This is a genomic window from Streptococcus sp. 27098_8_109 (assembly GCF_041432295.1).
In the GTDB taxonomy this organism is placed as follows: Bacteria; Bacillota; Bacilli; order Lactobacillales; family Streptococcaceae; genus Streptococcus.
Window position 1 is genome coordinate 1 of the sequence record NZ_JAPVZJ010000002.1, and the last position, 15,227, is coordinate 15,227.

Genomic DNA, 15,227 nt, shown 5'->3' on the forward strand with positions numbered 1-15,227 from the left:
GACGCTGGTTGAACTTCAGGTTCACCCTTTTCTGTGACTTTAGCTTCGGGTAAGGCCGGTTGAACTTCAGGTTCACCCTTTTCTGTGACCACCGCTTCGGGTAAGGCCGGTTGAACTTCAGGTTCACCCTTTTCTGTGACTTTAGCTTCGGGTAAGGCTGGTTGAATCTCAGGCTCGCCTTTGTCGGTTACAACTGCTTCGGGTAACGATGCTTGAACCTCAGGTTCACCTTTATCTGTTATTACAGCTTCTGGTAACACTGGTTGAACTGCGGGTTCACCCTTTTCTGTAACTTTAGCTTCGGGTAAGGCTGGTTGAATCTCAGGTTTGCCTTTGTCTGTCACAACGTTGGGCTGCTCAACTGGCGAAACAGTTGGTACCGGAGAAACCGACGAAACAGTTCTATCATTAAGCTCCAAGTAACCAACATATCTGTAACCAGAAATTTGCAACACACCATCACGTCCAGATTCATGGATGTTAGCATTCAAATTAAGTGCTGAAGCAGTTGATAGTGTAACTAAACCTGCCGCCCCTACAATCAAAAATGTAGCTATTTTTTTATTTCTCTTATCTTTTGTAATGATTATAACAAGACAACCAATGGTCAATAAACCAAATACAGTCATAATGGATTGTGATTGACCAGTATTTGGTAGTTCGTCTTTCTCATAAACTAAGGCATATGATTCTTTTGATTCGTCAGGTCTACCTTGTTTGAGTTGATCACGTTCAGTTTGTGTCAAATTACTATAATCTAAGTAATGATAAGTCGATGCACCAACAACTGACGGTGCGAATAAAAGACTTCCCAAGAATACCGAACCAACAATACCTTTTATTTTCCTAATGGAAAATTTATCTTTTTTTAATAATGACAATTATAATCCTCTACCTTTACTTTTTATTTCCTAATAGCAAACACTATTTTTTATTCTCAAAAATTGAACTTCTAAAATCATCGGTTTGATCAAGATAGGCTTTAAAGATTGCTCTCTTCAACTTATGAACTGCACTGTCAAATTCTGGTTTGTAATTACTCCAAGAATATCTATTCTCATCTGCATCCTTTCGAACAGCTTCATCCATTAATCGCTGCAACTCGGTAACACTACTTATGGTTTTCGTAGAAAAACTAGTCCAAGGTTTTGTTGTATCATTAAAAGTAACTTTATTCAGTCTATCAAATTGAGCTACACGTTCCTTATACATAGCTTGCTTGAATTGTGTCCAAGTTTTATATTGACTATTAAATACTTTTTGAAGGACAAGTTCATCTGTAACCAATCCTCGATCTTTACCATAAATTGTTATTTTTTTACCATTTTGTTTAGCAACATCTTCGTATTGATTTGAGATATAAGGTACCATACCATCTTTAAAGCCTTTAGCAGCTAATAGTTCATAGGCCATACGACGTCCCATTAGGTCACCTGGCGTTCCGTCATCATTACTTAATGCTGCATAAATCGGCGCAAATAGTTTGATAGTATAGTAACCATTTCTTTCATATTTACCTGAAGTATATTCCCTAGACGAAAGAATATTATTCTCAATCAAATCATTGAATGAACGTAGTTTTTCAGCTTCTTCTACTGTTAGATCTCTGACAACATTTGTTGCATATACGTTATTTCCATCTGCTGGATCTTTCTCATACTTATTCTCAATTTTTCTGAGAGCTTTCGTTTTTTGATAAACGGTAAGATTCTCTGTAATAGATTTTCCTTCGAGATATTCCAACATATAAACGACATCAAACATGTTGTGTACGTATTTCTGAAGATCTTTTGCGTCTGAAAATCTCGTAGTTGGATCGAGTACTTGTAATCGTTGTCCTTCTGTACTATCTGATTTTGAATGTTTCAAGATAGAGTTGATGGTTATAGTTGCATCATCTGGATGGTCTGGCGCTTGTAATAAACCTTTGGCGAAGAACTCTGGTCCCAAGCCACTTCTTCGACCATAGCCGCCAAGATAGATGTCCTGATCTGAGTCATGCGTCATCTCATGTGTATAAGTGATAGATCCATCTTTGTCCAACATTCGATAGCCCATATAATATACTGCATCCCCTGTAGCGTAAGCACCGTGTCCATTATGACCAACTTTATTTCCAACAGGACCAAAGAAATATTTCATTGCAGGATTTGGACTATCAAAATCAGCTACTGTTTTGGCTTTTCCATCGGTATGATCATCTCCAAATTTATAGGCATCATAAAGCAAGATATTTCGATAAAGCTTCTCACGCCCTTCCTTATCTAGAATACGATACCAATAATCGTAGTGATCTCGTTGACGTTTGGCAGTTTCACGCGCATTTTCTTCAACAAAGTCATTGAGACCCTTGCCCGCTTTATGGTCACTATTGCGGTAACGATCATAAGCACCAAATCCTAGACTAGAGATAGTCGAGATAACAAAGACTGATTTTTCTGGCAATGTAAGTAGAGGTAGTACCATATTACGGTATTTCCAACTGTCGCTAGTGATGCGATCATAGACACCGATAGAATACTTGCTTCCTGCTTTTTCTTGCTTGGCTTTCACTTCTGGAATATTAGATTTTTCTTCAACGATGTAAGCCTTGGTCTGAGTTTTAAACCAGTCATTGTTGCTTGTGTTTGGTAGAAAGACTTTTCGGTAATTTTCAAGCGTGTTAAATAAATCTTTCGTTCCATGATGGCTAGCTAAACTAATAGCATAAGTATCAACGTTGTTCTTGGCAAGAAGATTATTAAATCCTGATTTACCTAACTCTATTAAGGTATCTAACGGAGAAGCATTTCCTTTGCCAAAGAAATCTAGATGGTACATTACAAGATCTTTTGCACTCACTTTATCATAACTAAAGTTATACCAGCGTTCTAGGTAGCTCATACCAAGTAGCAAGGCTTCCTTGTTACGCTTGATTTTATCTGCAATATAACCCGTCATTACTTTATTGTCTGTAACTAAACCTGCATCAGCAGATAGAAGTTTTTTCAAGTTATCTGCTAAATGCTCTTTCGTTTTGCCAAATTGTTCTTCAAGATATAACTCCGTTAGTTTCACTTTTGGAGAAATACCGAGTGTCTTTCTGATAGCCTCTGAGTGGTAGGACACCTGCTGCAATTCAGGTAAGACTTGCTTGATGATAGAGTTTTGGTCGTACAAGAATTGGTTTGGTGTATAGAGAAGACCTGTATCTCCTAGACTATATTCTGCTAATTTGGCAAAATCAGACTGGTACTTGAGATTGAGTTTTTCAGATGAATGATCCTTGTAGTGCAGCAAGAGTTTGTTTGCAGTCTGTTTGTTGGAAACAATGTCTGTGATGACTTGGTTATCCTTCATCATGACTACTGACAAGAGTTCTTTCTGATATAAAAGACTGTTCTCATTGACCAGATTTCCATATTTGACGATGGTTGCCTTGTTATAGAAAGGTAACAATTTTTCAATGTTCTTATAAGCCAAGGCTCGCTTAGCTTGATAATTGGCTACCTTAGAAAAATCACTTTCTTTTTTGCCACTTGTTGAAAGAGGCTCCACTGTTGGTAGAGTGAGAGGATTAATGGCTGATTTTTTGCTTGCGATTTGGGAAGCATCTAGCATTGTTCCTCTTTCTTCAAAGGATTCCTTGCTGACGACCTCATCCTGGACCAAGGTGACATTGTAGACTCTGTTCGCTTTACTACTGAATGTGTCCATCACCTTCATTCCAGTATAGTGGTAACCGGTAATGGAATTTCCGTTAGTTACATTGACATCACTTAGAACATTGGTCAACATTCCAGCATGATTTTCATTATTAGATTCTCGGTCCCATAAGTTTCCTGCTATACCGGCTACTTTTCCAAAGGGCTTAGTATTGTTAATATTCCCCTCAGCATAGCTATTCTGGATATGAGCATCTTTGTCAACAAGACCGGTAAGACCGCCAACGGTCTGATCTGAACTATTTGTGTTTGACGAAATATCTACTGACGCTTTAGATTTAGTTATAGAAGCATTTCTTCCTGTCAAATGACCGACCAGACCACCGATATTATAGGCGGCAGTCGTTTCATAGGTATTGACAATTCTTCCCTTGAAACTGCTCTCTGTGATGCTTGATTGCTCAGCCTTAGCCAGCAAACCACCGATACCACGTTCACCAGCTAGAACACCATCGACATGAACTTGTTTAATCTTTGTACCATTCTGGGCTTCATATGCCAGTGAACCGATATCATCTTTCCCTGAAATAGAGACATTTTTCAGACTCAGTTTTTCTACTGTAGCGCTACTCAAGTTTTCAAACAAAGGTTTTTTCAAATTGTAAATAGCATAATGTGTGCCATCTTTTTCACCGATTAATTGACCTGTAAATGTTTGCTTTATATAAGATCTATCATCTTGGCCTAATTCTACTTCGTTGGCGTTTAGGCTAGATGCTAGATGATAAGTTCCAGCAGGATTCCGATTTATAGCTTCAACTAGATTACTAAAGGAAGTAAAGTTTGTCGTTTCCTCTGTAGCCTTCTTAGAAAGATAGAAACTGAAATTGTCGACATATTTATTGTCCTGCTCTTGTTGCAGTTTATCAGCTTTGGCTGTAATTTTATAAACTGTCTGACCATTTTTTGTTTCCGCAGTTATTGAAGCAACTGGTAAATAGACATCTTTAAATGACGAAGATTTAACCTTTACAAAGTAAGTGTCTGGATTACTTGGAACACTATCCAAAGAAATATGTTGTTTGTAAGTACCATTGGTTTGACTATATAACTCCAGATCTGAAACATTTCTTAATTCAAGTGTTTTCTCTGGATTTGTTTCTTTCGGCTTCTCAATCGGAGTTTCAGGTTTTAATTGCTCAATATTCCCCTTATATTCTGGCAGTGGTGCTGCTTGCTCTGGTTCTACTATTGCTCCGGCCTGTGGACCTGTGTATTCAGGTAGTGGTGCAATCTGTTCTGGTTTAACAATAGCTCCAGCCTGTACCCCTGTGTATTCAGGTAGGGGTGCTACCTGCTCTGGTTCTACTATTGCCCCAGCCTGTACACCTTTGTATTCTGGTAGTGGGGCTACCTGTTCTGGTTCAACTATTGCCCCAGCTTGTACGCCTGTATATTCTGGTAATGGTGCCACTTGTTCCGGTTCAACTACAGCTCCTGCTTGCACCCCTGTATATTCGGGTAGCGGTGCTACTTGTTCCGGTTCAACGACCGCGCCAGCTTGTACTCCAGAATATTCCGGTTCAACTTTTTCAGGTTCAACAATAGCTCCGGCCTGTACACCTGTATATTCTGGTTTTTCATGAACTTCTGGTACGCCTTTATCGCTTATAACTGCTTCCGGAAACGATGGCTGAACTTCCGGTTCACCTTTATCAGTCACAACCGCTTCCGGTAGCTCTGGCTGAACTTCTGGTTCACCTTTGTCAGTCACAACTGCTTCTGGTAACGATGGTTGGACTTCCGGTACACCTTTATCACTTACTACTGCTTCTGGTAACGATGGTTGAACTTCCGGTTCCCCCTTTTCAGTGACTATGGCTTCAGGTAACTCAGGTTGGATTGCGGGTTCAACAATAGCACCAGACTGTACTTCCTTATGTTCTGCACCAGTCTCAGGTTGTTCCTTTATAACTTGAGCTTTTTTAGTACCTTTTTCGACTATTCTTGAAACAGGCGCAGTCGTTGAAGTTGAAACAATTTCTCGTGAAACCTCTTCCTTGTTTACAGAGAATATTCTGATGACTTCAACTTTCTTACCTAATTTACCTTCTTGTTTTACTCTTACAGTTCCTTCAGCTAAATCAGGATTCTCTTGAACTTCTTCTTGAAAATCTATTTTTGTCTCTATAGTTTCGTCACGATATAAGAGTTCAGGTTTATTCAACTGGCCTGATAGAACTTCATCCTGTGGATTTAATGTATTTACCCCAGTCTTTTCTTTTAGAGAAATCTTCTCCTCTTTCTTCGTCTCTATATTCTTGTGTTCAGCTAATTGTGCTTGAGAATCTGAAGATTTTTTCTCTTCTTTTCTTGGATTGGTTAATTCTGTAGAAAGAGTTTTTTCAACTACTTGAACTTCTGTCGGCTTAGTTGAAGAAACCGATGTTTGTTCCTGAATAGCTTTTACTGTTGATGGATGTTCTACAAAATGCGGTGTAACACTATAATCCACCTTTTGTTGTTTTGTAGGAGTGGCTACTGATTTCTCTTGGTTACTTACTTTAGAATCAGAAGTCGTTTTTCCCTCTTTGATATATCCAATATATGTGTAACCTGAAATGTCTTTAGGAAGAGGCAATTTTTCTCCAGAAGTCAATTCATAGTCAGTATTGTAATTTAGCAAAAGATTATTTTCTAAAGCATGAGCGGATACAAGAACACCATTTCCTATCCCTGCAACCAATACTAAATGTAATACCGTTTTATTCTTAACTTTTTTCTTGGAAACAGCAAAAATTAAAATTCCCAGAGCAGCTAAGCTAGCACCAGCAACCAAGGTTTGCATATCATTCTTGCTTCCAGTATTTGGCAATTCTCCCAGTTGATTTTGGGAATTTAATTTATAAACAAGATAATAAGTCTCATCATCATTCTCCACGTATGTCGGAATATCATAGACAAGCTGATTCTTTTCTTCTGATGATAGCTCTGAATCTGTCACATATTTATAGTGAACTCCTTTAGTCTCTTGAGCTTCTATAGATGAACTACCTAATACAGACATAAAAAATAAACTTGAAATCGTCGCAGATACAAGTCCTACTGATAATTTTCTAAATGAAAAACGCTGTTGTTTTTCACCAAAATACTTTTCCATTATTCCTCCTTGAAATAAAATTTTAAAAATATGTATGGTAAACTTTATTATATTAGCTTGTTATCTTATAAAAAGGTAACACACTTTAATTATACTCTTAATTTTCTAAAAAGTCTTAAAATTGCGTTACGTTTTCATACTTTGTTTTATATATAAAATACGAAGGAGCAGGGTTTGTAATTTCCTATTTTCTTTTTGGATAAAATATAACCTACCATGAAATTTCCACGGTAGGTGTTACTTATATTAGCAATCGTTCTAAAAATGGTTTGAGGCAGTTGAGGAGAATTCCTTCTATCCAGCTTTCTTGTGCTGAGGATAGATGTTCTGTCTGAAGGCTTTCTTTTAAAAAGTCTCGGACTTGTTCTGGTGTGATTTCAAATTCAAAGGCTTTCATTTTATAGAAAAAGTCGATGAGATGATCTGACAGATATTCAGTTGAAAATGGGATTTCTCCACTTTTTCGATATTCTAATAAGAGTCGAGCAAATCGGGATTTTTCTTCAGGAAGCTCACGAAAATAGGAATTGAGGAGCCAGGTCTGCTTCTGCTTTCTTTCAATTGGATCCTGACTAGCAATTCGTTGGTCTTTTTCCAGCTCTTTTTGGTATTGTTTGGCCTTAATAGAGCGTTCAGTTCTATTTTTTCCAAAAAGTATTTTCTCCCACTTGCGTTCTTCTTGAGTCAGAGTCTCTGTAAAGCCAAAGTAATCTTGATAGGCACGCTCTGCTGGGCCCATGGCTAGAACTAGATTGTCTGCATATTGCTTAGCTATTTTATCCCTCTTCTTACGCTCTTTTTCTGCCTGGATACGGAGTTCTTGTTCGTAGTCAATTTTCTCCTTACCTAACTTGACAAGGTAGAGTTGGTCATCTGGCTTTCCAAGTAAAAAGGGTTTGATACACTTTTCAAGGACTTCTTCCATACGAGCCTTCTTCTTGGGCTCTGCCTTGGTCCAACTTCCTCCCTGAAAGACTTCTAGGAAGAGCTGGTAGTCTCTCTCAGGTGTAAATTGATTGCCACGATTGGGTTTAAAAACACCTTTTTCCCAGAGCCACTTTAGAAGACGCTCGTCAAAGTCACTTTTATTGACCTTGATTTTTTCCTTTTTCTGGGCTTTTCTGGTCAGATTTTCAACCTTTCTGAGCAGTTTTTCCTCCTCTTCCAATTGCTGGTCAAGAGACAATCGATGAAAATGACGAACACAGTCGCTACCAATTGGAAAGAGGCGTTGGCCTGTGACACTGTTAAAGAGTTCGTAGGCGTATTTGATAGCATTTCCACAGACACAATTACTACGGCCGATACCGTTAAAAATCAAGGAAACTTCATTCCATTCCTTGGTAGCTTGTTCCCAAGTATCAGCTTTTGAAGCCTGTAACACCGCATCATGCAGGGATTTTCTAACTGGAAGTGTCATGAGGTCTCCTTTCTAGATTATACTTTTACAACTTGAACCTCGTCTTTACCGAGTAAAATCAAGTATTTGTCAATATTTTCAATCGAATAGGATCGAGATAAAGCTTCTCCGTATAGGGCTAACTGACCATGATAGCGAGCAATGAGTTGACTTGGCTCATCATAGCGGTCTGTCTTATAGTCGAACAGAATGATTTTATCTTCGTAAAGTAGATAGCCATCAAGGATACCACGGACAACAAAGTCTTCCTGACTCTTTTGGTCTCGTTTGAGCATGGAGAAAGGTTGCTCGCGGTAGAGATGACCGATATTGGCGAGAATTTCCTGACCAAGTGCTGTGTCAAAGAATGCAAGAATTTTAGCAAGATTGATCTTGTCTCTGATAGCTGGGCTGGTTTGAACTTGTTTGAGAGTTTCTGTCAGGCTAGCAAGGGTTGGTCGCTGACTGAGGTCAATTCTCTGCATGAGTTCGTGGGTAGCACTACCAATCTCAGTTCCTGTTACCTTTTCTTTGGTTGAAAAATCTGGTAAATCAAAACTGATTTTCTTGTCTACTGACTGACCTTGACCAGCAATCTCAACACCTTCCATATCCATAACTGGTTCGTAGAATTTCTTGATTTGACTTGGGGTTTGAACACTAGGAAGTTCAATGGCTGCACGGTGAATACTATTATAAACTTCCACCTCTTTCAGCATTTCAAGAGCTTCTTTAATGGTTTCTGACTGACGATTGTCTGCTTGGGAGCTATCTTGGAGAGGACTTTTGTTTTCCAACTGACCGATAGCTTCTCTAGTCAACTGGTCTTCACCAACAAAACGATAGCTAAAGTTGAGCTTATCCTTGGCAAATACTTTACTGATAGCCCAAAGCCAATCTTGGAAATTCTTGGCTTGGAGTCTAGTACTGCTATCTAGTTTTCCATTTTTAGCTACTGGGTATTCCTTGGCTTCAAGCTTTTCACGAGATCCCTTGCCGACAAGATAGAGCTTTTTCTCAGCCCTCGTCATGGCAACATACAGCAGACGCATCTGCTCTGAATAGCTTGCCAGCTGTAATTCCTCTTCATTCTGCCTATAGGTTAGGCTAGGAATAGAGAGCTTGATGGTTTTAGGATAGTGATTTTCCACTGCTCCTGTCTCCATTTTGGCAATATATTTGACACCAAGCCCATTTTTACGACTAAGAATGACTTCTGACATAGAGTCTTGCTTATTGAAATCTTGATCCATATTGAGGATAAAGACGTAAGGAAACTCCAGCCCTTTACTCTTGTGGATAGTCATGAGCTCTACTGCATCTTTTGGCGGTGCGACGGCCACGCTTGCCAAATCGTGCTGGGCTTCTAGGACCTTGTCAATCATGCTAATAAAACGCGACAAACCTTTGAAATTGCTCTTTTCAAATTGATCAGCACGCAGTGCTAGGGCATAGAGATTGGCCTGTCTAGCAGGACCATTTGGCAAAGCCCCAACATAGTCATAATAAAAACGATCGTTGTAAATCTTCCAAATCAGGTCATAGAGGGAGTGGGTTTTGGCATACAAGCGCCAAGAAGCCAAGATATCCATGAATTGCTTTAGTTTCTCAGCGAGAGCCGTGTGAATCAAGTTTTTCTGGCTTGTTACCATTTTTTGTGCATTGACCAGTTTCTCATAGAGATTTTCTTGGACTTTATCCTCTGCTTTCTGAAGGGACAAACGTGCCAACTCGTCCTCGTCAAAGCCAAACATAGGAGACTTCATAAGGGCAACCAAGGCATAGTCTTGCAGGGGATTATGAATGACACGAAGGGTGTCTAGCATGACTTGTACTTCTAGAGATTGGAGATAGTTGTTTTGCTCTCCGTCGGTTTTGACAGGAATTCCGTACTCAGACAGGGCGAGAAGAATCTGGTCATTACGACTACGACTAGAGGTCAAAAGGGCAATTTCTTTAAAGGCAACACCTTTTTCCTGATGAAGTTTCAGGATCTCCTTGATAACTAAGCGCATTTCGCCTGTTAGTTTCGTTTCTGCCTGATCCTCTTCTTCCTCACCTATGTCATCCTTGTCGTAGAGGAGAAACTCTGCCTTGTTGTCAGGATTGGGAGTCAGTTTGGTATTGGCAAAAACAAGCTGGTGCATGTTATCATAGTTGATTTCGCCGACCTCTTGGTCCATGAGACGCTCAAAAACATCATTGGTTGCTGACAGCACTTCTGAACTACTACGGAAATTTTCCTTGAGGAGAATCAGCTTGCCTTCTTGGGGATTTTGAGAGTAACGTTGGAATTTTTCATTGAAAATCTGCGGATCAGCTTGACGGAAACGATAGATAGACTGCTTGATATCTCCCACCATAAAGCGATTGTGGCCATTAGACAGCAATTCCAGCATTCGTTCTTGAATATGGTTGGTATCTTGATATTCATCGACCATGACTTCGTGGAAGCGCTCCTGATAAGCCTGACGAACTTGTGGGAAATTCTCTAAAATCTCAATGGTATAATGGCTGATATCAGCAAACTCAAAAGCATTTTCTTGGCGTTTGCACTGACGATAAGCCTCCACAAAATCACTCATGAAAGATTGGAAGGTTTTGGCCAGTTCCCATGTGTCTCCATGATAACGTTCTTGATAGTCGAGAATGGTTATCTGGTCTGACAGTTGTCCTAGTTTAGTAAACTGGCTCTTTCTCTCTTCGTTGTAGGCATCGGCCAGTGGCTTCAAATCAGCCTTACGACTAGCATTCGTCAGAGCCCGACCGTTTTTCTCCTTAGAGATTGCGACAACACGCGCAAGCACTGCCTGATAAGCCTGACTATCGGATTCTTGATTTAAGGAGCCAATTTCATCCAGAATCAACTGAACATTTTCTAAATAAGCAGCCTTTGGAAACTCCTTGGCATCATTATCCAGGTGATAACGGAAAAAGCTTTCCAAGTCCCAAAGGGCTTGTTTGATTCGCTCAGTCAGTTTTTCTTTTTCACTGGTAAAATCAGCTTTTTCAAAGCCTTTTAAGAAAGATTCACTCAGCCAATTTTGAGGATTGCTGGTGGATTGGAGGAAGTCATAAATTTTGTAAACTTGCTGGCGCAGCCCCCGTTCATCTTTCCCCCGTCCAGCAAAGTTTTTTAGCAAACGACTAAACTTTGCTTTCTGTATTCCTTGGTAATGGGCTTCAAAGACCTCATGGAAGACTTCGTTTTTTAGAAGAAGTTGCTCGCTTTGGTTTTGTAAAATACGGAAATTAGGCGCAATATCAAGCAAATAGCCATGTTTACCAAGGAATTTTTGTGTAAAAGAGTCCATGGTACCAATAGCCGCGTTGGGTAGGTCTGCCAACTGGCGACCCAAGTGTTGTTTGAGGTCGACATCACTACTTTCTTGAATTTGTTGGCTAATTTTTTTCTCCAAACGTTCCTTAAGCTCTGTGGCAGCCTTGACGGTAAAGGTTGAGATAAAGAGTTGAGAAATTTCGACACCACGCGTCAATTGATCTAGAATGCGCTCAGCCATGACAAAAGTCTTCCCAGAACCAGCCGACGCTGAGACAAGGATATTCTGACCAGAAGTGTAGATAGCTTCGATTTGCTCGGCAGTTTTCTTTTGTTCCTTGCTCGAATGCGCTTCTGCTTCTTGCAGTTTTTGAATCTCCTCCTCACTTAAAAAGGAAATAGGCTTCATCGATTCAACTCCTCTCTTATTTTTTCAAACCAAGCTTGCTTAAGTTTTTCTCCGACCAGACGCTTGCCATCAGCTAAGTCTAACTTCTCTAAGAAACGGGCTTGGCCCAAGTGGTAATTTGCTTCAAATCCTGTGATGGCTTGATGTTGCTGAACATAAGGTGCAATACTTCTGCCATTTTCTGTATAAGGATTAATGGCAAACTGGCCTGCTAAAATCTTCTCTGCTGCTTTCTTGTAAAGATGGGCATTGTAGTCCAGCAGGAGCTGGAATTCCTCATCCGTCAGCTGATTAGCCTTGTTTTTATTGTAAAATTCGCCCAAATGACTGCTTTCTTTTTCTAAGAAGAGGCCTTGGTATTTCATTGACTTGCTAGCTTCTACTACTGCACCTGCTAGACTTTTAACGGCCATCAGAGATTGGACCGGTTCAGCCATTTCCAAGTACATAGCTCCGAAAAAGTTCTGCTCCCCTTCTCTTTTTAGGGCAGCTAGATAGGTTGGCAACTGGGAATTGAGTCCATTAAAGAAATGAGGAAACTGGAACTGAGTCAGACTGGATTTGTAGTCTACCACTCCGATCGCTCCATCAGCTTTCAAACGGTCAATGCGGTCAACCTTGCCTCGTACAAAGACACTACGACCATTGTCCAATTGAATAAAGGCCTGCTCTTTGCCTCCAAATGTTGCCTCTTCTTTGATGGTTTCAATAACTGGATTATGGCGGAGAATGTGGCCAGTCGTTCGTGCAACATCAAGCAAAACTTCCTTTGTAAACTGGGCTTCCAAACTTTCTTGATAAATGGCTTCAAATTCGCGTTCTTGACTGGTTTCTTGAATAGCTTGTTCTAGACGGTGGTCAAAGGAATCTTCATCAGGTAATTGCAAGGCCCGTTCAAAAATACGGTGCAGGAAATTTCCGTGACTACGAGCATCTGGACGCAAACGTAATTCCTCCTGCAAGCCTAAAACGTAGCGAAGGAAATAACTGTATTGGTTCCGGTAAAACTCCGTCAAACCAGAGGTAGAGAGATAAAACTCCTGTTCAGCAGGATAGAGCGCTTGTAAGGTGTCCTTGCTCAACTGCTTACTGCTTGGGCTTGTTGGAAGGGCTAGATTTTCCAGACCTTGCTGATCTAGTTTTTTACCCATGACACGCGCCAGTACCTTAATAAAGGTCAAATCTTGCCCAGTATCGCTCGTCTCGCCCTGCTGGTGATAGGCAACCAGGCTAGACAAAAGACTGTGATAGGACCCCATATCCTCCTTAGACAGCCCTTTGTGATTCATCCTCTTCTCTCTCCGACTAAATCCAAAATGGACAAGTTCTTGAAGATAGGCTGACTCCTTACTTTCACTTTCATTAAAAAGGCTTGGAGCCGACAAGACCAACTGCTTACGAGCAGAATTGACCAAGGAAAGCATGGTATAGCGATTTTTCTTGAGGTTCTCACTGCTGGCAATCAGCAATTGCGCCCCCTCTTCTGTCGCTTGGTTTAGACTTTGTCTCTCTTCATCTGTCAAAAGACTGGTATTTTGCGCGATTTTTGGTAAATTGTCCTGAGTCAGCCCAATGGCATAGACAAAGTCAGCCGTTAAGGGCGCAATCAAATCGTAACTCTGCACCAGAACGGTGTCTACTGTCGCTGGAATGGTACGGTATTGAGATAGACTCATACCGGAATGAAGCAAGGCCAAGAAGTCCTCCAGACTAACTTGTGAACCAGCAAAAACGGTCGCAAATTGTTCTAAAACATGACAGAATGCCTTCCAAACTTCGGCTTGTCTTTCCTGTTCTACAGCTTCCATAGTGGCTGTCAAATCTTGTAACTGCTTGGTCACCGCTCCTTCTTTTAGAAAGTTATTCCACTTTTGCAAGAGATTTTCAGCCTTCTGTTTTCGACTGGCAAACAAGGCCTCTAGAGGTGCTAAAATACGCAGACGAAGAGCATTTAAACGCCCTAAATCAAATTTTCCATGGTGAGATTTGGTGAAGGTTTGCTGAAAGGCTGGCAAGCCATTGATACCAAGATAGCGGATATATTGCTCAAAAGCATCAATATCTGCCTGACTAAGGTCGGTATACAAACCCGTTCTGAGTAGGTTAATCAAATCCTCCTGACGAAAACGATAGCGTTTTAAAGCCAAAATAGACTCGACAAACTGTGTCAAGGGGTGATGAGCCATGGATTCGCTTCTACCAAGATAGAAAGGAATCTGATACTGGTCAAAAATAGTTTTAAGGGATAACTGGTAAGAAGCCACATCCCCCAAGAGAATACGAAAATGCTTGTAGCTCAGGTTAGGATTGGCATGCAATTTCTGACGAATGCTACGGGCTAGCAACTCCAACTCTTCCTTTTGCGTCAAACAAGACCATATTTGCAGGTTTTCACGATCTTTCTCATCGACCTCCAAAGTGAGCTCTGAAAAGTCATAAGAAGACTCCAGCAAACGAGATGCCTTGTTAAAACTATCCATCTTCTCATGAGTTTGAGAACAGTCCTGAGCAGGTGTTTGGTATTTAGAGGCTAGATGATGGAGGAACTCCACACTGGCTTGGTAGAGATTCCCCTCGCTAAAAGGGCTGGTATAGGCTTTCTTGCTCGCATAAGCCCCGATAACAATCTCAACACCCTTGCCATGAAGTAAGTCCACAATCCGCTCTTCCTCGGCAGAAAAACGGGTAAATCCGTCAATGACCAAGGCTATTTGAGAGAGGTCACTACTAACTTTGTAATTCTCAATAGCCTCAATCAAATGGGACAACTGACTTCCCTGAGTCAACTGACCTTGATTGAGGTAGGCCGTTACCTTCTCAAAAATCAAGAGTAAATCGGCTCTCTTGTCCTCATCCGTCAAACTCTCCAAGTCCAAAAAACTCATCTGAGCTTTGGTCATCTCGTGGTAAAGCTCAATCAACTGCTGGATAAATTGAGGATCCTGCTTGATAGCTCCATAAACACGTAAATCCTTAGGATCAAGTTCGGCAAGGCATTTGTAAAAGGCCATCCCAAGACCGATGTCATCTAGACTGGTCTTGGCAGGCAAGTCATTCAAAATCAGATAACGAGCCATTTGAGCAAAGCGCGTAACAGTAATCGCAAAAGAAGCCTGCTGGGACAAGCATTCCAGCACGGCACGTTCCTTTTCAAAAGAAAGAGAGTTGGGAGCGATGTAGAAGACCCGCTTGCCCACAGCAACTAGCTCCTCCGCCTCTCTGGTTAGAATTTCAGTCAAAGAAGTCCGAATATCAGTATAAAGTAATTTCATCTCAGCCTCGTTGGAATTTTTCATTACCTTTTATTATACCATGATTAGCCCGAAGATTCCTCC

5 protein-coding genes are annotated in these 15,227 nt (G+C 40.6%); all 5 read right to left on the minus strand.

Annotated elements, in window-relative coordinates; genetic code table 11:
* A partial coding sequence (locus O3664_RS01020; protein WP_371613498.1) for an LPXTG cell wall anchor domain-containing protein occupies positions 1 to 881 on the minus strand: 881 nt, incomplete at its 3' end.
* A 43-nt stretch (positions 882 to 924) separates the two neighbouring features.
* Positions 925 to 6,804, minus strand: coding sequence for a ZmpA/ZmpB/ZmpC family metallo-endopeptidase (locus O3664_RS01025; RefSeq protein WP_084928523.1), 5,880 nt, complete (start codon positions 6,802 to 6,804; stop codon positions 925 to 927).
* A 241-nt stretch (positions 6,805 to 7,045) separates the two neighbouring features.
* Positions 7,046 to 8,224, minus strand: a complete 1,179-nt coding sequence (locus O3664_RS01030) for a hypothetical protein (RefSeq protein ID WP_084928522.1) — start codon at positions 8,222 to 8,224, stop codon at positions 7,046 to 7,048.
* Between the two features lie 17 nt (positions 8,225 to 8,241).
* The gene (gene addA, locus O3664_RS01035) at positions 8,242 to 11,892 is read right to left on the minus strand and encodes a helicase-exonuclease AddAB subunit AddA (protein WP_371613499.1); all 3,651 of its coding nucleotides are present in this window, start codon (positions 11,890 to 11,892) and stop codon (positions 8,242 to 8,244) included.
* Positions 11,889 to 15,164, minus strand: coding sequence for an ATP-dependent nuclease subunit B (gene rexB, locus O3664_RS01040; protein ID WP_371613500.1), 3,276 nt, complete (start codon positions 15,162 to 15,164; stop codon positions 11,889 to 11,891). The genes addA and rexB overlap by 4 nt, the downstream gene beginning before the upstream one ends.
* Positions 15,165 to 15,227 lie beyond the last annotated feature (63 nt).